24 protein-coding genes and 1 riboswitch are annotated in these 26,424 nt (G+C 63.5%); of the genes, 13 read left to right on the top strand and 11 right to left on the bottom strand.

The annotated features are described in order from the left end of the window. Positions 1–58 precede the first annotated feature (58 nt). Positions 59–571 carry a cupin domain-containing protein gene (locus ACFY5D_RS08770; RefSeq protein WP_387527950.1) on the bottom strand — a complete coding sequence of 171 codons (513 nt, stop codon included), beginning with the start codon at positions 569–571 and terminating at the stop codon, positions 59–61. A gap of 362 nt (positions 572–933) precedes the next feature. Between ACFY5D_RS08770 and ACFY5D_RS08765 the strand changes: the two genes are divergently transcribed. The 4 genes from ACFY5D_RS08765 (at position 934) to ACFY5D_RS08750 (ending at position 4,748) form a co-directional block, all read left to right on the top strand. Further along, on the top strand, positions 934–1,584 hold the full coding sequence (locus tag ACFY5D_RS08765; protein ID WP_387527947.1) for a TetR/AcrR family transcriptional regulator: 651 nt from the start codon (positions 934–936) through the stop codon (positions 1,582–1,584). After that, positions 1,585–2,547, top strand: coding sequence for an ABC transporter ATP-binding protein (locus ACFY5D_RS08760; RefSeq protein WP_387527944.1), 963 nt, complete (start codon positions 1,585–1,587; stop codon positions 2,545–2,547). Further along, the gene (locus ACFY5D_RS08755) at positions 2,544–3,350 is read left to right on the top strand and encodes an ABC transporter permease subunit (RefSeq protein WP_387527941.1); all 807 of its coding nucleotides are present in this window, start codon (positions 2,544–2,546) and stop codon (positions 3,348–3,350) included. The genes ACFY5D_RS08760 and ACFY5D_RS08755 overlap by 4 nt, the downstream gene beginning before the upstream one ends. Positions 3,351–3,503: 153 nt before the next feature. After that, the gene (locus tag ACFY5D_RS08750; RefSeq protein ID WP_387527938.1) at positions 3,504–4,748 is read left to right on the top strand and encodes an MFS transporter; all 1,245 of its coding nucleotides are present in this window, start codon (positions 3,504–3,506) and stop codon (positions 4,746–4,748) included. A gap of 113 nt (positions 4,749–4,861) precedes the next feature. Here ACFY5D_RS08750 and ACFY5D_RS08745 read toward each other — a convergent pair whose 3' ends face one another. From ACFY5D_RS08745 to ACFY5D_RS08715, 7 genes are all read right to left on the bottom strand, one after another. After that, positions 4,862–6,415 carry an amino acid permease gene (locus tag ACFY5D_RS08745; RefSeq protein ID WP_387527935.1) on the bottom strand — a complete coding sequence of 518 codons (1,554 nt, stop codon included), beginning with the start codon at positions 6,413–6,415 and terminating at the stop codon, positions 4,862–4,864. Positions 6,416–7,006: 591 nt separating this feature from the next. After that, positions 7,007–7,552: an OsmC family protein gene (locus ACFY5D_RS08740; RefSeq protein WP_387527932.1), complete on the bottom strand. Its 546-nt coding sequence runs from the start codon at positions 7,550–7,552 to the stop codon at positions 7,007–7,009. Between the two features lie 39 nt (positions 7,553–7,591). Further along, a riboswitch (SAM riboswitch) is annotated at positions 7,592–7,710 on the bottom strand. A 147-nt stretch (positions 7,711–7,857) separates the two neighbouring features. Beyond that, positions 7,858–8,133 (bottom strand): DUF4190 domain-containing protein, encoded by a 276-nt coding sequence (locus ACFY5D_RS08735; RefSeq protein ID WP_387527930.1) that lies wholly within the window; start codon positions 8,131–8,133, stop codon positions 7,858–7,860. 343 nt (positions 8,134–8,476) lie between these two features. Further along, positions 8,477–8,803, bottom strand: coding sequence for a hypothetical protein (locus ACFY5D_RS08730; protein WP_387527928.1), 327 nt, complete (start codon positions 8,801–8,803; stop codon positions 8,477–8,479). A gap of 211 nt (positions 8,804–9,014) precedes the next feature. Next, positions 9,015–9,518 (bottom strand): MarR family winged helix-turn-helix transcriptional regulator, encoded by a 504-nt coding sequence (locus ACFY5D_RS08725; RefSeq protein WP_387527925.1) that lies wholly within the window; start codon positions 9,516–9,518, stop codon positions 9,015–9,017. 116 nt (positions 9,519–9,634) lie between these two features. After that, positions 9,635–10,147, bottom strand: coding sequence for a MarR family winged helix-turn-helix transcriptional regulator (locus ACFY5D_RS08720; RefSeq protein WP_387527923.1), 513 nt, complete (start codon positions 10,145–10,147; stop codon positions 9,635–9,637). A 1-nt stretch (position 10,148) separates the two neighbouring features. Next, complete coding sequence (locus tag ACFY5D_RS08715) at positions 10,149–11,816, bottom strand: MDR family MFS transporter (protein ID WP_387529752.1); 1,668 nt, start codon at positions 11,814–11,816, stop codon at positions 10,149–10,151. A 246-nt stretch (positions 11,817–12,062) separates the two neighbouring features. On the opposite strand from ACFY5D_RS08715, the gene ACFY5D_RS08710 reads away from it, so the two are divergent. Further along, positions 12,063–12,494 (top strand): VOC family protein, encoded by a 432-nt coding sequence (locus ACFY5D_RS08710; protein ID WP_387527921.1) that lies wholly within the window; start codon positions 12,063–12,065, stop codon positions 12,492–12,494. Positions 12,495–12,566: 72 nt separating this feature from the next. Here the strand turns inward: ACFY5D_RS08710 and ACFY5D_RS08705 are convergent, their stop codons facing one another. From ACFY5D_RS08705 to ACFY5D_RS08695, 3 genes are all read right to left on the bottom strand, one after another. Further along, positions 12,567–13,397: an SDR family NAD(P)-dependent oxidoreductase gene (locus tag ACFY5D_RS08705; protein WP_387527919.1), complete on the bottom strand. Its 831-nt coding sequence runs from the start codon at positions 13,395–13,397 to the stop codon at positions 12,567–12,569. Positions 13,398–13,441: 44 nt separating this feature from the next. Beyond that, positions 13,442–14,176 carry a LuxR C-terminal-related transcriptional regulator gene (locus ACFY5D_RS08700; protein WP_387527916.1) on the bottom strand — a complete coding sequence of 245 codons (735 nt, stop codon included), beginning with the start codon at positions 14,174–14,176 and terminating at the stop codon, positions 13,442–13,444. 122 nt (positions 14,177–14,298) lie between these two features. Further along, complete coding sequence (locus ACFY5D_RS08695) at positions 14,299–15,318, bottom strand: proline racemase family protein (protein WP_387527913.1); 1,020 nt, start codon at positions 15,316–15,318, stop codon at positions 14,299–14,301. A 353-nt stretch (positions 15,319–15,671) separates the two neighbouring features. On the opposite strand from ACFY5D_RS08695, the gene ACFY5D_RS08690 reads away from it, so the two are divergent. From ACFY5D_RS08690 to ACFY5D_RS08655, 8 genes are all read left to right on the top strand, one after another. Beyond that, positions 15,672–17,621 carry a glycoside hydrolase family 127 protein gene (locus ACFY5D_RS08690; protein ID WP_387527910.1) on the top strand — a complete coding sequence of 650 codons (1,950 nt, stop codon included), beginning with the start codon at positions 15,672–15,674 and terminating at the stop codon, positions 17,619–17,621. A gap of 102 nt (positions 17,622–17,723) precedes the next feature. Further along, a complete protein-coding gene (locus ACFY5D_RS08685) occupies positions 17,724–19,418 on the top strand; it encodes an ABC transporter substrate-binding protein (protein WP_387527907.1) in 1,695 nt (564 codons plus the stop codon). Positions 19,419–19,545: 127 nt separating this feature from the next. After that, positions 19,546–20,409 carry an ABC transporter permease gene (locus ACFY5D_RS08680; protein WP_387527904.1) on the top strand — a complete coding sequence of 288 codons (864 nt, stop codon included), beginning with the start codon at positions 19,546–19,548 and terminating at the stop codon, positions 20,407–20,409. Further along, on the top strand, positions 20,406–21,401 hold the full coding sequence (locus tag ACFY5D_RS08675) for an ABC transporter permease (RefSeq protein ID WP_387527901.1): 996 nt from the start codon (positions 20,406–20,408) through the stop codon (positions 21,399–21,401). Before ACFY5D_RS08680 ends, ACFY5D_RS08675 begins: the two co-directional genes overlap by 4 nt. Next, positions 21,398–22,258, top strand: coding sequence for an ABC transporter ATP-binding protein (locus tag ACFY5D_RS08670; protein ID WP_387527898.1), 861 nt, complete (start codon positions 21,398–21,400; stop codon positions 22,256–22,258). Before ACFY5D_RS08675 ends, ACFY5D_RS08670 begins: the two co-directional genes overlap by 4 nt. Further along, positions 22,255–23,115, top strand: a complete 861-nt coding sequence (locus ACFY5D_RS08665; protein ID WP_387527896.1) for an ATP-binding cassette domain-containing protein — start codon at positions 22,255–22,257, stop codon at positions 23,113–23,115. Before ACFY5D_RS08670 ends, ACFY5D_RS08665 begins: the two co-directional genes overlap by 4 nt. Next, complete coding sequence (locus ACFY5D_RS08660) at positions 23,112–24,401, top strand: alpha/beta fold hydrolase (protein WP_387527893.1); 1,290 nt, start codon at positions 23,112–23,114, stop codon at positions 24,399–24,401. The genes ACFY5D_RS08665 and ACFY5D_RS08660 overlap by 4 nt, the downstream gene beginning before the upstream one ends. 477 nt (positions 24,402–24,878) lie before the next feature. Further along, positions 24,879–26,351, top strand: coding sequence for an alanine/glycine:cation symporter family protein (locus tag ACFY5D_RS08655; RefSeq protein ID WP_387527891.1), 1,473 nt, complete (start codon positions 24,879–24,881; stop codon positions 26,349–26,351). Positions 26,352–26,424: the final 73 nt, after the last annotated feature.

Here is a 26,424-nt window from a genome sequence, read left to right as displayed (position 1 = left end):
TCCTGCCCTGCGCCTTCGGCCGCCCAGGGAAACCGTGTTGCCCGTGGTCCGTTCCCCTTCAGATCATGGGTGGCGTCAACCCGTAGCGGGCGATGATGCCCGGTAGCCACGGGGCCTCGGGGAACTGGATCCCGTAATGGGCTGCCAGCTTGCCGAGGGCCTCGGGGTCGAGCGGCCCCGTTTCGAGCTGGTTGGCCAGCCCCCAGAAGAAATGCTCAAACCCCGCCGGGTTGATGATTTCGATCATGCGCGCGGGGACCTTGCCGGCGTTCCACATGGTGTGCAGCTCCCCGCGCGGCTTGGCGATGTACCCGCCGGGGCCCAGCACCACCTCGCGGTCGCCCGACCTGAAGCCGATCTGGCCCTCAAGGACGATCGAATACTCGTCTTCACGGGTGTGCAGGTGCGGCGGAACCAAGGCGCCGACGGGGAACGGATGCTCCACGATCGAGATCTGCCCATTGGTTTGCTCGCCGAGTAATTTGAAGACAACCCCGATGCTTCCGAGGTCGCCCTGCCGGCCTTGCCCCGGCTGCACGATTGTCAGCCGCGATTCCCCTTGAATGCCCATGACGGGCCGTCCCTTCTGGCTCGTTGTACATGTGTCTATAGCGAAACTGTCCAGCTGCGGGGGACCGCTGTCAATGCCCTGTTGTCCCAAATAAGCACCTCCGGCAATGAACCGCTGGTTGGCTTGGAGACAGGCGAATTCAGTATCGACTGCGACCGTCACCAGCCTGGATGCAAGCGGCGCGAATGACGCGGCTTGATTCAATTTTCCTCATCGCTGGGACGGGACGAGGGTCTTGACGGGCACCGAGGATGTCGGGGCGTCTCAGTGCCGATGGTGCCGAAGCGGCCCGGGCGAAGAAATCCCCTTGTTGGTACTTTCGCCCCTTACCAAAGCCTGAACAAGTGTTTAGCATCTTAAACATGCGTACAGATACCGCGGATCTCACCACGAGATCCAAGATCAGGGACGCGGCCATCGACCTCTTTGGCCGGCACGGCTTTGCGAACACAACCATCCGCGACATCGCCGCTGCTGCGCAGGTCAGCCCGGGGCTGGTAATCCACCACTTTGCCTCGAAGGCAGGCCTCCGGGAGGCCTGCGACAGGCATATCCTCGGCATCAGCTCACAACGAGCCGTGGAAAAGGCGGACGTTGCCTCCCTGCAAAGAATGATGGCCGAATACCTCAGCAAGCCCGATACCTACATGGCCGAGACCGCGTACATCCGCCAAGCGATCATGGACGACTCGGCCCTGGGCGACTCGTTCTTCGACGCACTCGTTGCCATGACCGAGGACATGCTCGAAGCCGGCATCGCGAACGGGAGCATTCGCCCGATTGAGGACCGGCGGGCGACGGCGGTCGTGCTGGCGACCAACTCCATGGGCATGCTGGTTCTTGGCCGACACGTGGCCCGAAGCATGGGGCAAGTGGAGTTCGGCGTCGCCACCGTAAACCTCCTAGGAGTCCCCGTGGTGGACCTCTACACCCACCCCCTGTATGCGGACGACCGCTTCCTGGTTGCGGCCCGTGCCGCCATCCAAACCGCTGCCGAAACCGAGGAGCACTAAGTGGATCCCGCCATCGAAGTCACGGGCCTCAGCAAGAAGTACGGTGGCAAGGAAGTCCTGCACGGAATCGACTTCAGCGTGCAGCCCGGAAGCATCTTCGGGGTCATCGGGCCCAATGGCGCGGGCAAGACCACGACCATGCGCTGCCTGCTGGACATCATTCGCCCCAGCGCAGGGATCATCGAGGTCCTCGGGAAAAACCCGACGCAGGGCGGCCCGGAGCTGCGCAGGCGGATCGGGTACCTTCCCGGCGAACTGATCCTTGAAAGCCGGACCACGGGGCGCAAGATCCTTGAACACTTTGAGGCCATCAGCGGGCCGGTCAAGCCGGGCATGGTCGAGTCGTTGGCCGAGCGCCTGGCCCTGGACCTCGACAACCAGGCCCGACGTCTCTCCAAGGGCAACAAGCAAAAACTGGGACTCGTCCAGGCCTTCATGCACGAACCGGAACTGCTGGTCCTCGACGAGCCGACCAGCGGCCTGGATCCGCTGATGCAACGGGAGTTCCTGGCGCTCATCCGCGAGGCGAAGGACAACGGCCAAACGGTGTTCCTCTCCTCGCACGTGCTTAGCGAAATCCAGCAGGCGGCCGACGAGGTCGCGATCCTGCGCGAAGGCTCCATCGTCACGGTCTCCACCGTGGACAACCTGCGCGAAAGCGCCATCCGGCACGTGCGGGCGCTCTTCCCCGGCCACGACCTGCAAGGCGCGCGAGACCTGTGCGCCGGCATCCCCGGGATCCACGACCTTGAAGTCCGCCAGGTCCACGACGGAGGGGACCGCGGAGTGATCGAAGCCAGGGCCAGCATCGAGGGATCGGTCGAACCGTTGATTTACGTCCTGTCCCGCACCAGGGTCCTGGACCTGGTGATCGAGGAACCGGATCTCGAGGAAGCGGTGCTGAAAATGTACTCATCGGACAGGGGAACCGATTCCCCTCTGCCGCGGGAGGCACGCACATGAAACCCCAACGCCATCCGTTGATGCGCAAGGCGCTGACAGATTCGTGGCGCTCAACCCTCGGATGGGGCATTGGCCTGCTGGCGATCATGTCGTTGTACCTGCCGTTGTACCCCAGCATCGGCGGCAGCGCGCAGATGCGCGAGCTTTTGGCCTCCCTGCCGCAGGAAATGATCAAGGCGTTGAACTACGACCAGATCGCCTCCGGCCCCGGCTACACCCAGGCCACGTTCTTCGGTCTCACCGGGTTCCTGCTCATGTCCATCGCATCCATCTCGTGGGGAGCCGCCGCGATCGGCGGGGACGAGGAAGCCGGGCTCCTGGAACTCACGCTCGCCCACGGGGTGACCCGCGCGCAGGTGGTGCTGGAACGCGCGGCGGCGCTGGTCCTTCGCATGCTCGTGCTGGCCGCCTTGGTGCTGGCGGTCATCCTGGCGCTCAACGGGCCCGCGCAATTGGGCATCGACCCGGCCAAGGTGTTCGCCGGCGTGCTCATGTTTGTGCTCCTGACGCTGCTGGGCGGAACCGGCGCACTGGCGGCAGGTGCGCTGAGCGGGCGCCGGATGTACGGCATCGTCGCGGGCACCGCTATCGCCGTGGTCGGCTACGTCTTCAACGCCCTGGGAAACCAGAGCCAGGACCTGGCCTGGCTCCACAACTTCTCGCCCTATTACTGGGCCTATAGACACTCGCCCCTGACAGCCGGGGTCCCGTGGTCGGCGGCCGCGGGCCTCTGCGGACTGAGCATTGTGTTCATCGCGGTGAGCGTGCTGGCGCTGCGGCACCGGGACGTCGGTGCATCCTAGATTCGGCGGGATCCGGGGTGGAAGGAGCTGTCTTCAGGCATTCTGCCGGCGGAAGCCGGAACGTTCGGACTGTCCCGAATTGATGACTTGATGTGAGCAATCTTGCCACCGGCCCATTGGCACCCGAACAGTCCTGCCACGTACCCTGTGAGCATGCCCAATACGGAAAAACCAAGAGCAGACAACGCAACTTCCCAGCCGACCCCGCAGCGGGTCTCCCGTGGATTCATGTTGCTTTCGCTGCTTGCCGTGATCCTGGTGGGGCTGAACCTGCGTGCGGGCATCACCAGCGCCTCGGCGCTCTATCACGACCTGCAGCAGTTCCTCGGCTACGGGCCGTTTGTCGCGGCGCTGCTTCCCTCCATCCCGACGCTGGTCTTCGCCGCGGCGGGCACGGCAACCGCGTGGGTTGCCCGGCGCCTGGGGCTCAGCGGAACCATCATGCTGGCCCTGTGCATCCTCGCTGCCGGGCTGGCCTTCCGCGGGATTCCCGCCACGTGGGCGCTGCTGGCCGGAACCGTTGCCGCGATGTGCGGCATCGCGCTGTGCAACGTGGCCATGCCCTCGTTCATCCGCGAAAACTTCGCGCACAAGACCTCGATGATGACCGGCGTCTACACCATCACCATGTCCATCGGCGCCACCGCAGCATCATCGCTCAGCGTGCCGCTGGCGATGGCGGCGGGGTCGCCCACGCTGGGATTGGCCGCATGGAGCGTGCTTGCCCTGGCCGGTGCGTTGGCCTTCATCCCCTTCATCCTGATGGCGCGCAGCGGCAAGCCGACGCCTGCTGCCGGTCCCCGGACCAGCGTCCTGGGCCTCCTGCGCACCAAGCGCGGTCTGGTGATCACCGGGCTGTTCACGGTCCAGGGAATCCTGGCCTACGCGATCATGAGCTGGCTGCCGACCATCCTGATCTTCCGGGGCATGTCGACGGCACAGGCCGGCATCATGCTCGGGCTCCTGCAGATCATGTCGATCCCCGCGACGATGTTCGTGTTGTGGATGGCGAACAAGCTCAACAGGTTGCGCTCGGCGATGGTGGTCTGCTCCGTGGCCGCGGGGATCGGCGTGGCAGGGTTGCTGCTGTTGCCGTTGGGCCTGGCCTGGATCAGCGCGATCGCGCTGGGCATCGGCTTTGCCATCTTCCCGCTGGTGCTGGTGGTCATCTCGCACAGCGGCGAAACGCCGGAGGAAACCACTGCCATGAGCACGCTGGCGCAGTCCATCGGTTACCTGGTGGCCACCAGCGGACCGTTCGGCATGGGGCTGCTCTTTGCGCTGACCGGCGCCTGGACCGTCCCGCTCATCCTGCTGCTGGGCGTGGTGGTGCTCCAGCTGCTGCTGGGCATCGCGGCAAGCGCCTACCGCCGGCCCGCCCTGCGGCGCGTGCAGTAGTTTTCCCGCCGGGGCCAGGCCCCGGGCGATGACGAACAAAGCCGCAGCCGTGCAGGACCAATGGTCCTGCACGGCTGCGGCTTTGTTTCCGGGACTGGGCCCGGCCGGGCTAGTTAGCCGACCTTGGCGACAGCTTCCTCTTCGACGTCCTTGGGGCCGGAAAGGTCCATCTCAAGCAGCGGCACGACGCGCGACTTGGTGACATGGCGGTGGACGATCCACAGCCCCAGGAAGATCGGGATGCCGATGTAGGAGGAGAGCACCTCCATGCCGCGACCGGCCAGCACTGCCTCGTAGTTCTGGCCCGCGATCACCACGATCAGCACGGCGAAGGCCAGCAGCGGACCGACGGGGAAGAACGACGCCTTGTAGGGCAGGTCGCTGACCTTGTTGCCCTGCGCCAGGAACCCGCGCCGGAACCGGTAGTGCGACAGGGCGATGCCTGCCCAGACGATGAACCCGCACAGGCCCGAGACGTTCAGCAGCCAGGCGTACGCGGCGCCCTGCCCGACGATGGCGCTGAGGAACCCGAAGAGTCCCACGGCAGCCGTGGCCAGCAGCGCGTTGATCGGAACGCCGCGGGAATTGGTGCGGCCGAAGGCCTTCGGGGCCTTGCCGTCGTGGGCCATGGCGTAAAGCATGCGCGTTGAGGCATACAGGCCGGAGTTGCCCGCGGAGAGGATGGCCGTCAGGATGACTGCGTTCATCAGTGCCGCAGCAAAGGCGATGCCCGCGCGCTCAAAGACCAAGGTGAAGGGCGATGCCGCGATGTCCGCTTCGCCGGAGGCCAGCAGGCTCGGGTCGGTGAACGGAATCAGGCAGCCGATCACGAAGATGGCGCCGATGTAGAAGATCATGATGCGCCAGAAGACGGAGCGGATGGCCTTGGGGACTTCCTTGCGCGGGTTCTTGGCCTCGCCTGCTGCAACGCCCACCAGTTCGGTGCCCTGGAAGGAGAACCCGGCGATCATGAAGACGGAAATGATCGATACCCAGCCGCCGTGGAACACGTCCTCGCGGTTCTGCCAGTTGCTGAGCCCCGGGGAGCTGTCCCCGAGAATGCCGACGATCATCAGGACGCCGGCAACCAGGAACAGGATGACCGCCACGACCTTGATCAGGGAAAGCCAGAACTCGCTTTCGCCGAAGGCCTTGGCCGAGAGCGCGTTGACTCCCGTGAGCAGCACCAGGAACGACCCGGCCCAGATCCACCCGGGGACTCCGGGGAACCAGAAGTCCATGATGATGCCGGCGGCCACGAGTTCGGCGGCCACGGTGATGGCCCAGTTGAACCAGTAGTTCCAGCCGATCGCGAATCCGAAGGACGGGGAGACGAACCGGGTTGCGTAGGTCTGGAATGAACCTGCCACGGGGATCTTCGCCGACATCTCGCCGAGCGACTGCATCAGCAGGAAGACCATCAGGCCGACCAACGCATAGGCAACGAGTGCGCCGCCGGGTCCGGCCTGCGAGATCGTGCCTCCGGAGGCGACGAACAGGCCGGTGCCGATGGCGCCGCCGATGGCGATCATCTGGAGGTGGCGGCTGCTTAGCCCGCGCTTGAGTTCGTTGTCCGGTTTCCCGGTGTCGGGGTTGCCCCCGGTCTCGATCACGGTTCCACGCTGAACCGGTGATTCGTTTTCAACTGCCACGGAAATTCTGCTCATGGGTGTCATGCAACACCACCGAGGGCAACTGACGCGACTTTGCTCACAGGGGCGCCGTGTGTTGGGGCCGTTGCCCGAGGTGTGTTTGGTTTCTCACACGCAGCACTTCCCTGTATTTGTGCGGTTTTTTCCGGGGAAAATCGGGGTGGTGGACTATACAGAGCGTGACTCAAGGTTGCGAATCCGAAGGCGTGAGCCACAGATGGTCGAATGGATAACCTTGCTCTTGTTCGCCCCGAGGCACAGTGTTGCTGATGCATTGCTAGCTTCCCGGCGGTGGTCTATCTGGATCAAGACCATGCCACAGTCGTTGATCTGGGCCTGCTAGGCCCGGAAATGTCGCTCGTTGGTACCGTCTGATTGCTCCGATTCAACGAAACGACACTGACTATTATGACGGGCGTTCGTCACAAAACTGGAATCGGGCCACCCCCGGGAGGCCTTGGCGGTGGCCCTGGGTCGGAGTCCATCCGAAGCGGGTGTGATATAGGGTCGCTCGGCCGAATGCACCCGGCATCGGCCGCCCACACGCGACGAGGGGGCCACCCGCCGGATTGGCGGATGGCCCCCTCGATCGATTGCTGCAAGCGGTTAGTCGGCGGTGATCAGTTCAACCGTGACCGGCGTGGGGTTCGCGATGATGTCGAAGACAGGGCAGTGCGCGTCAACGGCAGCCTGCAGCTCCTCGTAGCGTTCTCGGGTCTCGGGACCGGACAGCTTCACCTTGAGCCGGACGCCGCCGAAGCCCGGGCGAACCGCCTCGTCGATTCCGAAGAGCCCGCGCACGTCGAGGTCGGCCTCCGCGTCGATGTCCAGCGAATCGATCTTGAGCCCCAACTGGTGCGCGTACAGGCGGTAGACGACCACCTGGCAGGAGATCAATGCTCCGAGCGCGTACTCGACGGGGCTTGCCGCGGCGTCGTCCCCGGCCAGTCCGACGGGTTCGTCGACCAGGAAGCTGTGCTTGCCGGCGGTGACTTCGGTGGCAACCGAGCCGACGGCGGTCCCGTTCGTCTTGAACGTTAGCGAGGCGTTGGCGGTGTTTGCCGCGATGCGCTCGCCCCAGGCGTTTCCGGCCGTGCTGAGCTTCTCGGCGCGCAGGATGTCGGGGGTGTTTTCGAGCAGGGTCTCAGACATGGGAGATCGATCCTTCCGTGGTGGCGCGTGCCAATCACGACGCCATACTTACGCCGATCCGGTTGGACGGCGTCGAATCTTCACCTGGAGCACCCCGCTATGACGAAGGGGGTTGCCGTCCAACCGACCAGGGTCGTGAATGGTTGGAACTCGTGATTCTGTTGACAAGTGTGCCGGGGATACTGCGAGGGTGACAAGCAAATGCTTCACGCAGCGTCATGAAGCGTGGACGATCCTGCGCCAGTCAAGAACAGCGGTTCGCCCGGGGCATGCCGGGTGAATCGCCGCTTTCGCCGAGAGGCAAGTTAGTGGCCGGTCGAGAAAAAGAACGGGCTGAGCAACAGGAAGGGGATGAGTAGCAACAGAGGAATCACTGACAGGATCCACAGGATGGTGCCGACCCAGCCCGTCACCTTGCCGACCGTCGCGTCGGTGTTCAGCTGCTCGGCCTCTTTTGCCTTGTTGATGGCAATGATGCCCAGGGCGATGCCGACAAGGGGAACGAAAAGGGAAAGGATGCCCAGGATCATGGAGGTCTGGGCTAGCTGTTGGCCTCGGTCTTGTTCCGGGTACTGCGTCATGTTTCCTCCATTGCGATTGCTCCGGTTGCCGGAAGCCATGCGGCAGAACATCCGGTTGAATCGAGACTAACGGAGTCACGCGGCAAAAGCGCACGCTGCCATGTTGAGGGCCCACAATCTCACCTCAGCTGGGCTTGAGGCTTGCCTGTGAGCCACGAGTGCGGGCCCTGGATCCTCAAAAAAGCCTTGAGGCATTCCCGAATACCGCAATCGGAATATTCCGATTCGTTGAAAACCAGATTGGTTCCACGTGGCGCATGAAGACCGGAAAGGACACAAAAATGGCGGCCCTTCAAGATTTGAAATCTTGGCGGGCCGCCATCTTCATGGTTTCGCGACGGGTCTACTGCTGGGAAGCGCCGACGAAGAGCATGACCACGAAGAACGCGGCCCAGAGGAGGCCCAGGATGCCGAAGATCGTTCCGATCCAACCGGTCACCTTGCCGACGGTTGCCGCGGTGTGGAGCTCTTCTGCCTTCTTGGCCTTGGAGATGGCGATCGGGCCAAGAATGATTCCGACGACGAAGAGGGACAGAATGCCCAGGATCATCGAGGTCTGTGCAAGCTGGGCGCCGCGCAGCTGCTCGGGGCTGTTCTGGATGTAGGTGGGTGCACCCTGGTACGGGGCTGAACCGTTGAACTGTGGCTGGTTGTCGGCCGGCTGAGTCATTTTTCCTCCGCGAAAAAAGATGTTGATGCAAGTGAATGATGTCTAAGGGACATCCTTAGATTTTGAGCGTACCGGCGTTTGGCCATGAAATGGCGAAAAGCACCGCCGTTTGGCGCAACGAAATGATCACAAGTGCCACCGGTGCCGCGTAGGGCATGAAAGCTCGACCGCTTGGGCCCCTACAGCGGCTTCGATCAAGTCTCGGCGGAGACTAGCCCTCGCTGTGGTCCGATTCCGAGTCGTTGAGCCGTGCCAGCAAGTCCGCAAAACGCCGAATCTCATCCGGTTCCCAATTCGACAGCCGCTCACGCATCAGGATTCTGGCCCGTGCCCCGGAGGCGATCCAGGATTCCCGGGCCACATCCGTGATGCTGACCAGCATGGCGCGCCCATCGCTCGGGTCGGGCTCCCTGGTCACCAGGCCCTGGCCCTGCAGCTGCTTGATGGTTCGGCTCATGGTGGCCTTGTCCACGTGCAGTTCCGATGCCAGGACAATTTGTTGCTGCGCCTGCTGCCTCACCAAAATCGAAAGCACCCTGTAGCCCAGCGGCTGCAGATCCGGGTGGATTTCCAGTGCACGCTTGCGAATCGCGGTGCGGGCCTTGACAGCCATGATCGAAAATTGCTTTTCGACCTCTTGCATCAATGGTTCCAGCACCTGCGGATCGGCGGGCTTGTCGACGTCGGGGGTTCGCTCGGAGCTAGGGGGTTCCATGGAGTCCATATTAGTGCGTTTCCCCGAGGTCACCGGGCGGAAAGCCGGAGAACGGCGAAGGCCCCGCGCCTTCCCTGTTACGGGACGGTGCGGGGCCTTCGGCAAGCCAATCCGAGCTACCCTTCGTGCCTCAACACGTCGCTGACGTTGAGCCTTGCGAGCAACTCGGAGAAACGCTTGATTTCGACCGGTTCCCAGGTGGAGAGCCGTTCGCGAAGCATCGACCTCGATCGTGAACCCGAGGCGGCGAAACCTGCCCGCGCGGACTCGGTGATGCTCACGAGCATGGCCCGGCCATCGGCCGGATCGGAAACTCTGTCGACCAGCCCCTGGCACTCCAGCTGTTTGATGGTCCGGCTCATGGTTGCCTTGTCCACCTCAAGCTCCTCGGCCAGGACGACCTGATGCTGGGCATGTTCCCGCACCAGGATCGACAGGACCTTGTAGCCCAGGGGCTGCAGTTCCGGATGGATGGACTGCGCCCGTTTGCGGATCGCCATGCGGGCCCTGATGACCATGGTCGAGAATTCCTTCTCGACCTCCTGGATCAAGGTTCCGAGAACCGGATCTTCGCCCAGCGGCACTTGGGAGGGAGCCTCGTGGGAGAAGCAAGACAGTTGGGCATCCATGTCAGCGCCCGGGTGCCGATTCGAGTTTGTCCGCATCGAGGGTGGAATCCGTGGTGTTAGCGACAACCGCCCCGGTGCCGGCGGCTGAGGGCAGTTCCCCGGCCTCGGTGTCTGCCGTTGCGGATGCCTCTTCGACCTTGCTGCGTTCGGTGCGCGTCATCCGGCTCAACGGCAGGTTCGGCAGGAAGGCCACGGCGAGGATGGTCAGGAAGCCCAGTGGTGCGGCGATGGCGAAGACATGCGCCACGGCGTCTCCGTAGACGGACTCGATGATCTGGCGGATCGACTCGGGAAGCTGGTTCATGGCGGGCATGGTGCCCGAAGCCAAGGCCTGGCCGACGTCATTGCCTGCGGCTCCCAGGTGTGCCAGGGCCGCACCCATCTCTTCCTTGCGCTCGGCGAGCATTTCGGGGATCCGGAGGGCCAGGATGGAGCCGAGGGCTGCAACGCCAATGGTGCCGCCCAGCGAGCGGAAGAACGTCACGGCCGAGCTGGCCACACCGAGTTCCTTCTGAGGAACCGCGTTCTGCACAACCAGCACCATGTTCTGCATGACCATGCCGACGCCGGAGCCAAGCAGGAACATGTAGGCGGAAAGCAGCAGGAAGTTAGTGTCGTAGTGGATGGTTCCCAGGGCGAACAGGCCGATGGTCTGCATGACGGAACCCGCGACCACGAAGGCCTTCCACTTGCCGAATCGGGAGATCATGGCACCGGCAATGGTGGAGACGATCAGGACGCCGGCCATCATCGGCAGGGTCATCAACCCGGCGCTGGTCGCCGTGGCGCCGCGGGCCATGATCATGTACTGCGAAAGGAACACCGAGGTGCCGAACATCGTCACGCCCACCGAGAGGGAGGCGATGACGGCCAGCGTGAACGTGGCGTTCTTGAACAGGCCGAGGTTGATCAGCGGCTCGGAAGCGCGGATTTCAACGACCACGAAGGCGATCAGGGCGAGGACCGCGCCGCCGACCATCCATGCGGTGGTGGGGGAGGCCCACTCGAAGTTGGTGCCGGCCATCGAAACCCAGATCAGCAACAGCGAGACGCCTGCGGAAAGCAGGATGATGCCGAAGTAGTCGATCTTGACCTTGCGCTTGGCAAGCTCCGGCAGGTGCAGCGTGCGCTGGATCAGCCAGATGGCGACGACAGCGATCGGCAGGGCGACGAAGAAGTTCCAGCGCCAGTTGATGCTGTCCGTGATGAAGCCGCCGATCAGCGGCCCGGCGACGGTGCCCACGGCCATGATGGCGCCGAAGAGACCCATGTACTTGCCGCGCTCGCGCGGCGAGATGATGTCGGCCATGACCACCTGGCTTAGCGCGGCCATGCCGCCGCCGCCCAGGCCTTGGAGCACGCGCATCGTGATGAGCATGTTGGTGTCCTGCGAGAAGCCGGCGATGGCCGAGGCGATCACGAAGATCGCGAGGGACAGCTGCAGGAGGAGCTTGCGGTCGACGAGGTCGGCAAGCTTGCCCCAGATCGGGGTGGAAATGGTGGTCGCGAGTAGGGTCGCGGTGACCACCCAGGTGTAGGAGGTCTGGCTGCCGCCGAGGTCGGAAACGATGATCGGGAGCGAGCTCGCGACGACGGTGCCGGCGAGGATGGACACGAACATGCCCATCAGCAGGCCGGTCAGGGACTGCATGACCTGGCGGTGCGACATTTTTGCCGGTTCGCCGGGATGAAGCGTTTGGGTGGTTGACACAGAGGGGTCCTCAAAAGAGCCGCGAATGGTTGATTTGAGTCAACTATAAAATTATTGGTTGCATCTTGTCAACTAATTATCCCGTGGTGTGACCGGGCGCACGGTGGTGAATTCGGGGCAAACACGGTGCAGGGCTCTTCCGTTTTGTCCTTGTCGCAGGGCAGAATGGCAACTTGCTAGACCTCGACAAGTCAGGAGAACAGCATGGCCACAATCCTTAATCCCTACATCAGCTTCCGCGGGGAAGCCCGCCCGGCGTTGGAGTTCTACCAGTCGGTTTTCGGCGGTGAACTGGACCTGCGCCCCTTCGCGGACTTCGACTTCGCCAAGACCGACAATCCTGCGGATGACGCAAAGATCATGCACGGGCACCTGCGCGGATTGAACGGCCTGAACATCATGGCTGCGGACACCCCGGAATCAATGGAGTGGAAAGGTGGCACCGCCATCTCGATCACGCTCAGCGGCGAGGACAAGGACGAGCTGCAGGGCTACTGGGACAAGCTTTCGGAAGGCGCCACCATCGGCCAGCCGCTGGCACAGGCTCCGTGGGGCGACTGGTTTGGAATGCTGAGTGACAAGTTCGGCATCGACTGGATGGTCAACATCGCGGGATCGCCAAACGCCGGAGCCTAGCTCCGACAAATCGGCTTCTGGTGGGTGGCGGACCCAGGGTTGTTTCGCCACCCACCAGTCTTGCGTTTCCACTCAGCTGTCCTTGAGCAGGGCCTCCGTGCGTGCCCACAAGGAACTGCTCAGCCCGGGACGCCTGGCCTGCGGGTTGGTCCGAGAAACCTTTCGGCGCGTGAAGTACTCGCCCGCTGGCCAGTCGACGCGGGCGGTCCCATTGGCCAGCCAGACCAGGGTGTCTGCGCCTTTCCTGGGTGAGGCAAGGAACTTGGAGAGAATCTTGTTGCCGTAGACCCCTTCCATGGAGGAACCCGGCGAGCTGGAAAAGCTTGTGGCGACTATGCCCGGGTGGAATGCCGCGGCGGAGAGCCCTCGGGAGCCGTAGCGTTTCTGCAATTCGCGGGTGAACAGGATCTGTTGCAGCTTGGCGTTCCCGTAGGCCCGGTTGGGGCTGTAGAGCCTCTCCGCATTGAGGTCGTCCAGATCAACCCTTCCATACAGGCGGTTCGCAAGGCTTGAGGTGTTCACGACGGTGGCCTGCGAGTCGAGTAGCCGGTCAAGCAGCAGCTGCGTCAGCAGGAACGGTGCCAGGTAGTTGACCTGGAAAGTGAGTTCAAAACCATCGACGGTGGTCTCCCGGATGGGCGAGAAAATCCCGCCGGCATTGTTTGCGAGGACGTCGATGCGCGGATAGGCGGCCAGGAGTTCGGCGGCCAGTCTGCGCACCTGGGCCAGGTCGGAGAAGTCGGTGAGATGGAATTCCGCCCCCAGCTCCGCTGCGATGGCCTTTGTCTTCTCGGGGTTTCTGCCGACCACAACCACCTGATGGCCAAGGTCCTTGAGCTGTCGGGCGGAGGACGCACCGATTCCATCGCTGGCGCCGGTGATGACGATTGTCTTGGCTGGCATGTGGTGCCTCTCGAACTGATGGGGTGTGCTGCTTTTCAGCCAGCCTACGCCGCGCTCATGGCTCCCAGTTGAAAGCGGCTTGTTGCCCCGAAGCTTCTCTGGATGGCTTGCACCTTGCGCTGGATCGTCCGCAAACTGACGCCGAGCGCGCGGGCGATTGAATCGTCGGTGAGGCCGGTTGCCAGCAAGCGCAGTATCTCTTGTTCTTCACCGCTCAGCCGCGGCGAGGTTGCCATGCGGTCGTTGGCCGGGTGCGTCGCCGATCTCCAGATGGTTTCAAACGTGTCGTTGAGGAACGCGGCGAACCACGGGTCGTGGATCCGAACCCCCAAGACCCCGCTCGGGTGGTTTGAGCTGCTGAAAACCAGCGATTCTTCCCCATCGCGGATGACCAGGCGAGTGGGAACGATCGATGAGACGCGCGCGCTGGATTCGTGAAGGACGGATCCCGGATCCTGCGTAGCTCGCGACTCCCGCTTGAATGCCGCGGGATCGTAAACCACCCGGTAATGAACGCCACGTTCCAGGGCGTCGCGTCGAGCCCGCTCCATCCCCTCGGTATCGGGTGCATCGAGTCCGCGGTCGAAAGCCTCGAGCGAGCGGCGTGCCCGGTATTGAATGTCCGCGTACGCAGTGGCAAGGCTTTTCCGGACGGTAATGAACTCGATCTCCGAGTGGGGGAGTGGCCTCGCGGGCATCGATTCGCCGGCAGCTGTTCCCGCTCCGGAAGTCAGAACGTCGAACTGCCGGGATAACACATCCAGCCCAAGGTCGATCAACGGGTACTCTCCATTTCGTGGAAGCTTGCCTGGCCGCCCGAGCCAAGGCGGAAGCTGGCGGGCCGCAGGCTCCCTGAAAGCCTGCGGCCAGCCGGCGAAAACCGGCTCAACGCTGACGGGATTTAGAACAGGGTGAAGCCGGTTCCCAGCTCGTCATCCGGGTTGAGGTCGAACTGGTGGCGTCCGGTGCGGTACGCCATGCCGGTGACGATCGGGATGACGGCAGGGAACTGTGAGCCGGACACGTCGTGGGGACGAACGGTGCCGATGAAGGTCGAGCCCACGATCGAGTCGTGCTTCAGCGAATTCTCGGTGATCTCGCCCGTGGCGGCCAGGCAGGCCAGGCGCGCCGAGGTGCCCGAACCGCAGGGGGAGCGGTCGACCTCGCCGTCGGCGAAGACCGTCATGTTGATCTGGTTCGGTCCAGTCGGCAGGTCCTCGAGCTTCTGGAACAGGATGGTTCCGTAGATACCGCTCTGGCGTGGGTCGGAGTGCTGGGCCTCGGGCAGGTCGTTGCACGCCCATTTCACGGCGCGGCCGATGGCGCGCAGCTCGGAGTAGTTCTCCTTGGTGATGTCCAGGTCCAGCTGGGCAACGTCGAGGCATGCGTAGATTGCACCGCCGTAGGCCAGATCGACAGTGAACTTCTTGCCGTCGACGTCGACCTTGAGGTCCTGCCCCACGACGTAGGACGGAACGTTCTCAAACGTGACGCCGCGAACGATGCCCTCGCGGGATTCGACGTGTGCGGCAACGCGGCCCGACGGGACGTCGATCACGACGACGGTTGTTCCGTTGGGATCGGATTCAACGATTCCCTCTTCCACGGCCCAGACGCCCAAGGCCATCGTGCCGTGTCCGCACGCGGTCGAGTATCCGTCCTTGTGCCAGAAAACGGCACCGAAGTCTGCGCTTGAGTCGTCGGGCTCGGTGATGAAGCAGCCGTACATGTCCGTGTGGCCGCGGGGTTCCTGGACCAGGAGCTGGCGGATCTTCTCGACGGCGGGGCTGTTCTGTGCCGACACGCGGCGTTCCGCGACAGTCTGGCCATCTAGCTCACCGTAGCCATCGGTGACAATCCGGAACGGCTCACCACCGGTGTGGTAATCGATGCTGCTGATCTGGATGGATGCTGTCGTCATGTTGTTCGGATCCGTTCTCATGCGTGTCGGGTTGGCGTGAGGGGCAGCCGCCAGAAACCTGGCGCCCAAGCCGCGGGAGATGGTGCTCGCGCCGCCGGTCTCGGTGCCCAGAGGGGTGATATTTGCCGTGTTCCCGGCGTTTTTGGGTGTGGCACATCCCGCGCCGAGACTGTGACGCAGTACACCGCTATGCAATAGTACATGGCATAAAAACGAACCTGTCAAAGTCGATGGCCGCGCGTTCGGTCGGGTTCGGAATATTTGCAAAATGTTGAAATTGTTACTTGCGCCACTGGGTTTCGCCACCTAGGCTTCTATGCAATATCACATGACACGTTGGCAAGGAGTGGGCTTTGGCGCGATCGCGTGACGTTTTGCAGGCCGATATGGCCATGCGTGGAGCCAGCAGCACCCTCCCCCGCAGCGGTCGCTTCGGAACTCTTGGGTCATCGCACGTCCGGCTTCTCTCCGGCGAGTTGGCCCAATGGCAATCGCTGAACAGGACGGCAACGATCGGTCACTCGCTTCGTGAGCTCCGAGCCGCGGGCAACCTGGAAAACCTTCGGACGCTCGCCACCGCGGACCCGGAACGATACCGAGGAAAATACCCGTTCCTGGACACGGACCTCTTCAAGACCCTCGACGGCCTGGCCTACGAAATCAACCGCCCAGGCATGGAGCCCGACCCCGAAACGGCTGCGTTCTTCGAGGAGTCCGTAACGCTGATTGAGGCGGCGCAGGCAGCGGACGGTTACCTGAACAGCTTCTACCAAAACCCGCACACGGATGCCGAGCCGTGGAGCGATCTGGCATGGGGCCATGAGCTATACAACCTTGGCCACCTGATCCAGGCTGCGGTGGCCGCCAACCGCCAGCTTGGCGATCGGCGCCTGCTGGACGTGGCCGTCCGCTTTGCGGATCTTGCGATCGAAAACTTCGGAACCGCCGGAGCCCCCGAGGTCTGCGGCCACCCCGTAGTCGAGATGGCCTTGGTTGAGCTGTACCGGGAAACCGGCGACCGGTCGTATCTGGACCAGGCTAAGTTGTTCATCGACCGTCGGGGCCACGGCACGATCAAGCTCAGGACCTTCACTGCGGAGTACTTCCAGGACAACCAACCCCTCCGGGAGCTTCCCTCGGTTACGGGCCATGCCGTACGCATGGCCTACCTTGCGGCAGGTGCTGCAGACGTGGCCCTGGAATCGGGTGATCCCGGGTTGTTGGCCGAGCTCGAGCGGCTGTGGGACGACATGGTCTCCAGCAAGTTGTACGTGACCGGCGGATTGGGCTCGCGGCACTCGGATGAGGCCATCGGTGACCGTTTCGAGTTGCCTTCAGAACGCTCGTACTCCGAAACGTGCGCGGCAATCGCCACGATGCAGTGGGCCTGGAGAATGTTCCTGGCACAGGGCAATACCAAGTACCTGGACACGTTCGAGACGATCCTCCACAACGCCTACGCCGTGTCGCTCTCCACCGACGGCAAAGCGTTCTTCTACGACAACACGTTGCAGCGCCGGGAGGACCACGAACAACGCTCGGGGTGCGAATCCGGCGGCGAGCTGCTGCGTCGTGCGTGGTTCGGCTGCCCCTGCTGCCCTCCAAACATCATTCGCTGGGTGGCGGAACTCCAAGACCATCTTGCCGTCACGGAGCAAGGGGTCCTGCGCATCGCCAACTATGCGAGTGCAAGCATTGCCGCGGCCGGCCTGCGAATCACGATGCACACCGATTTTCCCTGGAACGGAGCGGTCCGTGTAACCGTCGACAGCGCCTCCCTGGAAACGCAGGGATTGGCTTTCCGGATCCCGGCCTGGGCGAAGAACGCCGAGCTGTCCATCAACGGCGAACCGCAGGACGTCGGCGTTGTCGGCGGATGGCTTGAAATCAACAGGTCCTTCACCGCCGGCGATGTCCTGGACCTGAACCTCGAGATGGCCTCCCGCTTCCTCGGGTCGCACCCGCACCTCGATGCCACCCGGGGCTGCCTTGCGGCGACCCGGGGCCCGATCGTCTACTGCCTGGAACAGGAAGACGCCCCGCGGGACATCAACAACCTGGTCCTGGATTCCCTGGCGATGAGGGAGGTCAGGGAAGTGGCCAACCCCGTCCCGAGGGCCGTTCCCAGCGTTGCGCTTTCCCTTTCCCTGAGGCTCGAACCGCGGGCCAATGACCAGCTTTACCCCGAGTACACCGGCGCCACACCTGTCGGTCAAATGCGTGAAAACGTCACCCTCATTCCCTATGCGCATTGGGGAAACCGTGAACCGCGAGCCATGCGTGTATGGCTCAGAAACGCCTGAAACTTTTCACTCGCGAGCTACATAGCAAGTCCGGCACCATCCCTGATCGGTTCAACGGTGGCTCAACGACGCCCACTTGGACCCCAATTTGAAGGAAATGCAATGAAAAGCAAGAAATTCGTCCTGGGCCTTGCCCTGACGTCGGCATTGTTGCTGACAGCCTGCGGCGGTGGCAGCAATTCACCTGCGCCGAGCGGCAGCGCCGGTGCAGAAGGGACCTCCGGCGGTTCCGTCCGGGTATTGCTCAACGCCGACTACTCGCACCTCGACCCGGCCATGGGTTTCGACACGGGCGTCAAGAACTTCTACCGGTTGATCTACCGGACGCTGACGACCAACTCGACGGAGGAAGGCAAATCCGGTGAAATGAAGCCCGACCTTGCCACCGACTTGGGAACCCCGTCCAACGGCGGCAAGACCTGGACGTTCACACTCAAGGACGGCATCTTCTTCGAAGACGGCACGCCTATCACCAGCGCCGAGGTCAAGTTCGGTGTTTCCCGTTCCTTCGACCCGGAAATCGGCATTGGTTCCCCGTGGGCCAAGCAGCTGCTCGACGACGGCTCCGGCTACAAGGGCCCGTACATCGACAAGGGCAAGGACTTCAAGGCAATCGAAACACCCGATGCCAAGACCATTGTCTTCAACCTGAACCAGCCGTTCGCCGACTTCGGCTCGGTCGTCGGCCAGAACAACTTCGTTCCGTTCCCGGTGGGTTCGGGTTCCGGCAAGGGATTCGACGCGAAGCCGATTGCTTCCGGCCCCTACAAGGTCGATTCCTACACCCGCGGCGGAGAGCTGAAGCTGTCGCGCAACGAGAAATGGGACGCAAAGACCGATACCGTTCGCCCGGCCAAGCCCGACAACTATGAATTCCTCTTCGGCATCGACGGCGCGACGATCGATGAACGCATGCTGGCGGGCCAGGGCGAAGACAAGAACGCCATCGCCGGCGGCGCGCTCCAGCCCGCAAACGTCTCGCGTCTCCAGGACCCAAGCGTCAAGGACCGTGCGGTCCGTGCCGACCCCGTCTGCACCACCTACCTGACGTTGAACACCACCAAGAAGCCGCTGGGGAACTTGAAGGTCCGCCAGGCCATCAACTACGCCATCGACAAGTCGAGCCTGCAGACCGCCGGCGGCGGGTCCCAGCTGGCAACCGCGGCAAACACCATCATGGTTTCCTCGCTGCTGGGCTGGCTGGACTTCAACGCCTACCCGACCACGGACAACAAGGGCGACATCGAGAAGGCAAAGGCCCTGCTGGCCGAGGCCGGATACCCGGACGGCATGGAGCTGACCCTGGACACCCGTGGCACGCCGAAGATGCAGGCCTACTCGGAATCGGTGCAGCAGTCCTTGGCGAAGGCCGGCATCAAGGTCAACCTGAACGTCATCGACACCTCGTCGTTCTACGAGGTCATCGGCACCACCAGCCAGCAGAACGACATGGCCATCACCGGCTGGTGCCCGGACTGGGCCTCGGGCCAGACCTTCCTGCCGCCGATCCTGCACGGAGACAGCATCGTGGAGAAGGGCAACCAGAACGTCCCCCAGCTCAACGACCCGGCCATCAACAAGCGCATGGATGAGATCGCGGCCATGACCGATGTCGCCGCGGCCAACAAGGCCTACGGCGAGCTCGACAAGCAGATCATGGAAACGGCCGCCCCCATGGTCCCGATGGTCTACGAAAACGTCATGCAGCTGCGCGGCAGCAACGTCGATCCCGGGATCGTCGGCTTCGACGCCGGCATCGACCTCGTGACGCTCAGCCTGATCGATCCAGGCAAGTAAAGGTCCCACCATGTCAATGCTTCCCGCTGGCCTCCTGGCCGAGCCCGGTGAAGTGACGCCCGCACCAAGCGGAGGACCGTCCTCATCCCGAGGGCGGTCCTCCGCGGCGTGGCGCATTACTTCCGCAATGCTTGCTTCCCCCGCCGCCGTGCTCAGCGCGGCCTTCATCGTGCTGATCGTCCTGGTGGCGATCGCAGCGCCAGTGCTTGTCAAGTGGAGTGGTTGGGATCCCTTCCAATACGACGACACGGCAATCAACCCCGACCTGGGCGGCCTGCCCGCGCTGCCCTGGGGTGGCATCAGCCCGGAGCACTGGTTCGGGGTCGAGCCGCAGAGCGGCCGCGACGTCTTTGCCCGCATCGTCTACGGGGCACGCGTCTCGCTGACCATTGCGTTTGCCGCCGCGGCCATCACCACCATCGTCGGCGTGGTCCTTGGCATGCTGGCCGGATTCTTCGGCGGCTGGGTCGACCAGGCCATTTCCCGCGTGATGGATTTCCTGATGGCGTTCCCGTCGCTGATCTTCATGATCGCGCTGCTGTCCGCACTGCCGGCCGGCAACCGGCCGGTCCTGCTGGTCATGGTCCTGTGCATCTTCGGCTGGCCGTACACGGCCCGCGTCATCCGCGGACAAACCATGTCGCTGGCCCAGCGCGAGTTCGTCGAGGCCGCCCAGGCCTCCGGCGCCAGCAAAGCGGCGATCGTCTTCAAGGAGATCCTGCCCAACCTCACCGGAACCATCATCGTCCTGGTGACGCTGGCCGTCCCCTCCTACATCGGCACCGAAGCGGCGCTGTCGTTCCTCGGCGTCGGCGTGGTCCCGCCCACCCCGTCGTGGGGCCAGATGATCGCCACGGCCGTGCCCTGGTACGCGACCGATCCGATGTTCTTCTTTGTCCCCGGCCTGTTCCTCTTCCTGACGGTCCTTTCCTTCACGGTCTTCGGGGACCACCTCAGCCGCGCTATTGACACGGGGGATACCTCAAAGTGATTACGTATCTAGCCAGACGGCTCCTGGCGGCGGTGGGTGTGCTTGCCCTGGTTGCGCTGCTGACCTACTGGATCTTCTTCGCGCTGTCGCCGGACCCGGCCGTGATGATCTGCGGAAAGACTTGCACGCCCGAACGCATCGACCAGATCCGGGCAACGCTCGGGGTCGACCAGCCGTTCATGACCCAGTTCTTCACCTTCCTCGGCGGGATCTTCATGGGACGGACCTACGGCACGGGGGAGAACGCCATCGAGTGCGCCGCACCGTGCCTTGGCTTCAGCTTCCAGACCAACCAATCGGTGCTGGAAATGATCGGAGACCGCATGCCGGTTTCCATAACCATTGCCGTCGGCGCGGCGGTCCTCTGGCTCCTCATCGGTGTCAGCGCCGGCGTCCTGAGCGCGGTCCGCCAGGGCTCCTGGTGGGACAAGGCAGCCATGATGGTCGCCCTGAGCGGCATCAGCCTGCCCAACTACTTCATCGCCCTGGTGCTGCAGTACGTGCTGGTGGTCGAGCTGCAGATCCTGCCGTTCCCCTCCACGCCGGCCTTCGGCGAGGATCCGATGTTCTGGTTCCAGTCCTACCTGATGCCGTGGAGCGTGCTCGCCTTCGGCTATGCCTCGATGTATGCGCGGCTGACCCGGGCGAACATGATCGACACCCTGGGCGAGAACTTCATCCGTACTGCACGGGCCAAGGGGCTGTCCTCCGGCTTGGTGCTGGGCCGCCACGCGCTGCGCCCCTCGCTCACGCCGATCGTGACGCTGTTCGGCATGGACTTCGCCGGCCTGCTCGGCGGCGCGCTGATCACGGAAACCGTGTTCGGGCTCAACGGCGTCGGCAAGATGACTTCCGATGCCATCAGCAAGAACGACCAGCCGGTCATCATGGGCGTGACCCTCATGGCCGCGCTGTTTGTCATCGTTGCCAACATCGTCGTCGACATTCTCTACACCACGCTGGATCCACGCGTAAGGACAAAGGTCGCATGAAGCATGTAGAACCCGCCGGCTCGACGCCCCTGCTGGAAATCGAGGACCTCACGGTGACCTTCGCCTCGCGCGCGGGAACCGCAACCGTGGTCCATGGCATCAGCCTGGCCGTCGAACGCAACCAAACCGTCGGCATCGTGGGGGAGTCCGGTTCCGGCAAGTCGATGACGAGCCTGGCCATCATGGGCTTGCTGCCGGCCAAGGCAACGACCACCGGCAGCATCAGGCTGCAGGGCCAGGAGATCCTGGGCAGCCCGGAGCGGCACCTGCGCAAGCTGCGCGGGGAACGCATGGCCATGGTGTTCCAGGACCCGCTGTCCTCGCTGAACCCCTACTACACGGTGGGCAAGCAGATCGCGGAGGCCTACAAGGCCCACCGCGGCGGATCGCTCAGCGCGGCCAAGGCCGTGGCCGTCGACGCCATGGGACGGGTCGGGATCGCCGATCCCAAGCGCCGGGTGGACAACTACCCGCACCAGTTCTCCGGCGGCATGCGCCAGCGCATCATGATCGCCATGGCCATGTGCTGCGAACCCGACCTGTTGATCGCCGACGAGCCGACCACGGCGCTGGATGTCACGGTGCAGGCGCAGATCCTGGACCTGATGTCCCAGCTGCAGGCGGAATCGGGGACCGGCATGGTGTTCATCACCCACGACCTGGCCGTCGTCTCGCAGGTTTCCCAGCGCGTGCTGGTCATGAACAAGGGCCGCGTCGTGGAGAACGGGAGCACCGAAGAGGTCTTCTCCAACCCGCGCGATCCCTACACGCAGGCCCTGCTGGATGCCATCCCGCGGATCGACGATCCCATCCGGGCCATGAAGAAAGTGGAAACAGGACTGGTGAAAGAGGCATGAGCGTCGCCATGGATACACCCGTGAACGATCCGTTGCTCGAGGCCCGGAACCTGGTGCGCGAATTCCAGGTCAGCAAGGGCGGCGCCTTCGCCGGCACGGAGACCTTCCGCGCCGTCGACGACGTCTCGCTGACCCTGCACGCGGGGCGGACCACGGCACTGGTCGGCGAGTCGGGGTCGGGCAAGTCGACGACGGCCCGCATGATCGCCAAGCTGTTGGACGTCACTTCCGGGTCGATGCACTTCGAGGGCCGGGACGTGACCCGAGCAAGCGACACGACGCTGCGCCGCTTCCGCGCCAACGTGCAGGTCGTCTTCCAGGACCCGTTCTCCTCGCTGAACCCCAAGCACACCGTGGAACGCATCATCACCGCGCCGCTGGACTACCAGGGGATCAAGGGCGCCGACCGGCGGCTGCTGGTCAAGTCGCTGCTGGAGCGCGTGGGGCTGAACCCGGACCACAGCGCCAGGTACCCCAGCCAGTTCTCCGGCGGGCAGGCCCAGCGCATCGGCATTGCACGCGCGCTCGCGGTGGAGCCGAAGCTGGTCATCTGCGACGAGGCCGTTTCCGCGTTGGACGTCTCCGTCCAGGCGCAGGTCATCAACCTGTTGCGCGACCTGCAGCAGGAATCCGGGTACTCCTACCTCTTCATCGCCCACGACCTGGCGGTCGTGCGGCAGATCGCCGACGACGTCGCTGTCATGAACAAGGGCAGGATCGTGGAGCAGGGCACGACGGAGCAGGTCTTCGAGAGCCCCGTGGAAGAATACACCCGGGCGCTGCTGAAGGCAGTTCCCGTCATCAATCCCGAGTGGGAAATCCGTAGGCAGCAAAACATGGGGAGAATGGCACTTTGATCACCGCAGAATATGTGGCAGCAGGCATGCAGGTTCGTGACCACGTGGTCACGGCGCCGCTGGACTGGGCCCGGCCCGACGAGCGGACAATCCAGGTGTTCGCCCGCGAGCTGTGCTCCGCGGAGAAGGCAGGTCAGGACCTGCCGGTCCTGTTGTTCCTGCAGGGCGGCCCGGGCGGCAAGGGCCCGCGCCCGGTCGACAAGTCCGGGTGGATCGGCGAGGCTCTGAAGACCCACCGCTTGCTCTTGCTTGACCAGCGCGGCACCGGACGCAGCAGCCGGATCACGGCCGCTTCGATGGAGCGCTTCGATAGCGCGGCGGACGGCGCCGAGTACCTGGGCCACTTCCGTGCCGACTCGATCGTTTCCGACGCCGAGTTCCTGCGCAAGACCGTCTTCGGCGGCCGGAAGTGGTCGACGCTGGGGCAGAGCTACGGCGGATTCCTCACGCTGACCTACCTCAGCCAGGCGCCCGAGGCATTGGACGCCTGCTACATCACCGGCGGGCTGCCGAGCCTGACCCCCGATGCGCTGGAGGTCTACCGCCGGACCTATGTGCGCACCAAGGGGAAGAACCTGGAGTTCTACGCACGCTACGGACACCACGTGGAAACGATGGCGAAGATCGCCGACCGGCTGGCAGTCGGCGACGTCTACCTGGCCGACGGCGACCGGCTCACGGTGCGCCGCTTCCAGTCCCTGGGCATCGACTACGGCATGAAGCCGGGGTTCGAGCGCATGGCATGGCTCATCGACGAGGCGTTCGACGACAGCGGCGAATTGAGTGACACCTTCCTGGCCCAGGTCCAGGCGCGCAGCAACTACGCGGAGAACCCGTTGTTTGCCGTGATGCAGGAAAGTATCTTCGCCGACGGCGCCAGCGGTGCAACCGCGTGGGCGGCGCAGCGGGAGCTTGCGCGTCACCCGGAATTCGCCGAGTCGGCACGCCCGCTGATGATGACCGGCGAAATGATGTACCCGTGGATGTTCGAGGAGATCCGCCTGCTGAAGCCATTCGGTGCCGCGGTGAACGAGATGGCCCGCCGGGACGACTGGGGCCCGCTCTACGACCCGAAGATGCTGGCGGAAAACCAGGTTCCGGTCGCAGCCGTCGTCTACCACGACGACATGTATGTGGATGCGCCGCTGTCGCTGGAAACCGCGGCGCAGGTGGGGAACCTGCAGGCCTGGGTGACCAACGAGTTCGAGCATGACGGAATTTCGTCCCCGAGCGTGTTCCCCCGGCTGGTGTCGATGGTCGAGTCGGTCGGCGGCCCGCTGGCCTAGCTACGGAGCGCAGTCCGAGCTTGTTCGGGAGGGCCACTGCTGTGGATTTGGGAGCCCGACCCGTGGATTGATTTCCACGGGTCGGGCTCTTTTCATGTGTCCGCATATTTGCATAAACACAGTGAGAGTCGGAATGCTTCGATCTGCGCAATCCGACATCGTTTCGATCCGCTGGCGATTCAAATTCGGGCCATAAAATCCTTGATTCACGAAAATGTGACATGTACCATTGCATAGATTCGTGATGCAGAACACGTGGGCGAGGTTGTCCATGCGACCCAAGGTGAGCCATCGAGCGGCAGTGGGGTTCGAGAGCTTGCGCATCTGGGTGGAATGCGGCGGGGTGGATCCCGGCCTATTCCGCGAAATTAAAGGCTAAGAAACTGCCGGAATGACTGGCTTCGTCGCAACGGGATGTTGGTCCGTTTTTGAAGGATCTCCGGTGCGTTCGAGAAGACGTTAGGAAAAAATATGGACATGCTCACCAGCATCAACGATGCGATCTGGAACCCCATGGCGTACTTCGCCCTGGCGGTCGGACTGTTCTTCACCGTATTGACGGGATTTGTCCAGTTCCGGCGGTTCCCGGACATGATCCGCCAGATCCTGAGCAAGAAGAACAGCTCTGACGGAATCTCTCCGGTCCAGGCGTTGCTCCTGACTCTGGCAAGCCGTGTGGGCGTGGGCAACATCGCCGGCGTCGCAACGGCAATCGCAGCCGGCGGCCCCGGTGCGCTGTTCTGGATGGTCGTCTGTGCGCTGCTCGGATCTGCCAGCTCCTTCGCCGAATCCACGCTGGCCCAGGTCTACAAGCGCCGCATCAACGGCGAGCACCGCGGTGGCATGCCGTTCTACATCGAGCATGGCCTGAAGCTCAAGTGGCTGGCCGTCGCGGTGTCGCTCGTGGCCATGGTCGGCTACGGATTCGTGTTCCCGGGCGTCCAGTCCAACAACATCGCCACCAGCATCGAGACGGCGTTCAACGTGCCGCCGCTGGTGAGTGCCATTGGCATCACCGTGCTCATGGCCTTTGTGATCCTGGGCGGCACCAAGCGTGTAGTCGGTGCCGCGCAGCTGATGGTTCCGGTCATGGCCGTGGGTTACATCCTCGCGGCACTGGTGATCGTTGCCGTGAACTTCGAGCAGATCATCCCGACCATCAGCCTGATCCTGTCGTCGGCCTTCGGCGCCCACCAGGTCTTCGGCGGCATCGTCGGTGCGGCCGTGGCCTGGGGCGTGCGACGCGCGGTATTCTCCAACGTTGCCGGCGTGGGGGAGGGGACCTATGGAGCCGCAGCGGCATCGGTGTCCCACCCCGCCAAGCAGGGTCTGGTCCAAGCCTTCTCGATCTACATCGACACCGTCGTGGTCTGCTCCGCCACCGGCCTGATGATCATCATGACCGGCTCCTACAATGTCACGGCCCCCGACGGCACCGTCCTGATCCAGGGCGTGCCCGACCTCAAGGCCGGCGCCGCGTACACGCAGCAGGCCATCAGTACCGTGTTGCCCGGCGTAGGCCCGGGCTTCGTGGCCGTCGCACTCTTCTTCTTCGCCTTCACCACGCTTGTCGCGTTCTTCTACATCGCCAAGACCAACCTGGTGTACCTGGTTGGCCGCGATGACAGCCCCGTGTTGGACTGGGCCCTGAAGCTGGGCATGCTTGGCATCACCTTCTTCGGTGGCGTCATCAGTGCGGATGCGATGTGGGCCATCGGCGACATCGGCTACGGAACCCTCGGCTGGATCAACATGCTCTGCCTGCTGGCGCTCACCTCGGTGGTCTACAAGGTCACCCGCGACTACGACAAGCAGTGCAAGGCCGGCCTCGACCCCGTCTTCGACCCCATCAAGCTAGGCATCCGAGGGGCCGACTTCTGGGTCGAGGAAGCCGCCGAAATCGCTGAAAACCAGGCAGTTTTGGCCTCGGGCGGGGACCGGAAAAACTAATTTTCGCCAACCGCTTCCATCTGTACAATGTCACATGATACTATTTGAATGTGATGTACGGCATGGAGTCGAA

Origin of the sequence: Paeniglutamicibacter sp. NPDC012692, from assembly GCF_042901625.1 — a bacterium.
Classification (GTDB): Bacteria; Actinomycetota; Actinomycetes; order Actinomycetales; family Micrococcaceae; genus Paeniglutamicibacter.
The sequence above is the reverse complement of the archived record's forward strand: the minus strand, read 5'-3'. Positions and strand labels throughout refer to the sequence as shown.

Coding starts and splice junctions, on each gene's coding strand:
- ACFY5D_RS08750 (WP_387527938.1), top strand. CDS start 3,504: ATGCCCAATACGGAAAAACCAAGAGCAGACAACGCAACTTCCCAGCCG.
- ACFY5D_RS08725 (WP_387527925.1), bottom strand. CDS start 9,518: ATGGAACCCCCTAGCTCCGAGCGAACCCCCGACGTCGACAAGCCCGCC.
- ACFY5D_RS08740 (WP_387527932.1), bottom strand. CDS start 7,552: ATGTCTGAGACCCTGCTCGAAAACACCCCCGACATCCTGCGCGCCGAG.
- ACFY5D_RS08655 (WP_387527891.1), top strand. CDS start 24,879: ATGCTCACCAGCATCAACGATGCGATCTGGAACCCCATGGCGTACTTC.
- ACFY5D_RS08705 (WP_387527919.1), bottom strand. CDS start 13,397: ATGCCAGCCAAGACAATCGTCATCACCGGCGCCAGCGATGGAATCGGT.
- ACFY5D_RS08715 (WP_387529752.1), bottom strand. CDS start 11,816: ATGTCGCACCGCCAGGTCATGCAGTCCCTGACCGGCCTGCTGATGGGC.
- ACFY5D_RS08730 (WP_387527928.1), bottom strand. CDS start 8,803: ATGACTCAGCCGGCCGACAACCAGCCACAGTTCAACGGTTCAGCCCCG.
- ACFY5D_RS08770 (WP_387527950.1), bottom strand. CDS start 571: ATGGGCATTCAAGGGGAATCGCGGCTGACAATCGTGCAGCCGGGGCAA.
- ACFY5D_RS08765 (WP_387527947.1), top strand. CDS start 934: ATGCGTACAGATACCGCGGATCTCACCACGAGATCCAAGATCAGGGAC.
- ACFY5D_RS08665 (WP_387527896.1), top strand. CDS start 22,255: ATGAGCGTCGCCATGGATACACCCGTGAACGATCCGTTGCTCGAGGCC.
- ACFY5D_RS08720 (WP_387527923.1), bottom strand. CDS start 10,147: ATGGATGCCCAACTGTCTTGCTTCTCCCACGAGGCTCCCTCCCAAGTG.
- ACFY5D_RS08755 (WP_387527941.1), top strand. CDS start 2,544: ATGAAACCCCAACGCCATCCGTTGATGCGCAAGGCGCTGACAGATTCG.
- ACFY5D_RS08685 (WP_387527907.1), top strand. CDS start 17,724: ATGAAAAGCAAGAAATTCGTCCTGGGCCTTGCCCTGACGTCGGCATTG.
- ACFY5D_RS08745 (WP_387527935.1), bottom strand. CDS start 6,415: ATGAGCAGAATTTCCGTGGCAGTTGAAAACGAATCACCGGTTCAGCGT.
- ACFY5D_RS08670 (WP_387527898.1), top strand. CDS start 21,398: ATGAAGCATGTAGAACCCGCCGGCTCGACGCCCCTGCTGGAAATCGAG.
- ACFY5D_RS08695 (WP_387527913.1), bottom strand. CDS start 15,318: ATGACGACAGCATCCATCCAGATCAGCAGCATCGATTACCACACCGGT.
- ACFY5D_RS08735 (WP_387527930.1), bottom strand. CDS start 8,133: ATGACGCAGTACCCGGAACAAGACCGAGGCCAACAGCTAGCCCAGACC.
- ACFY5D_RS08680 (WP_387527904.1), top strand. CDS start 19,546: ATGCTTGCTTCCCCCGCCGCCGTGCTCAGCGCGGCCTTCATCGTGCTG.
- ACFY5D_RS08710 (WP_387527921.1), top strand. CDS start 12,063: ATGGCCACAATCCTTAATCCCTACATCAGCTTCCGCGGGGAAGCCCGC.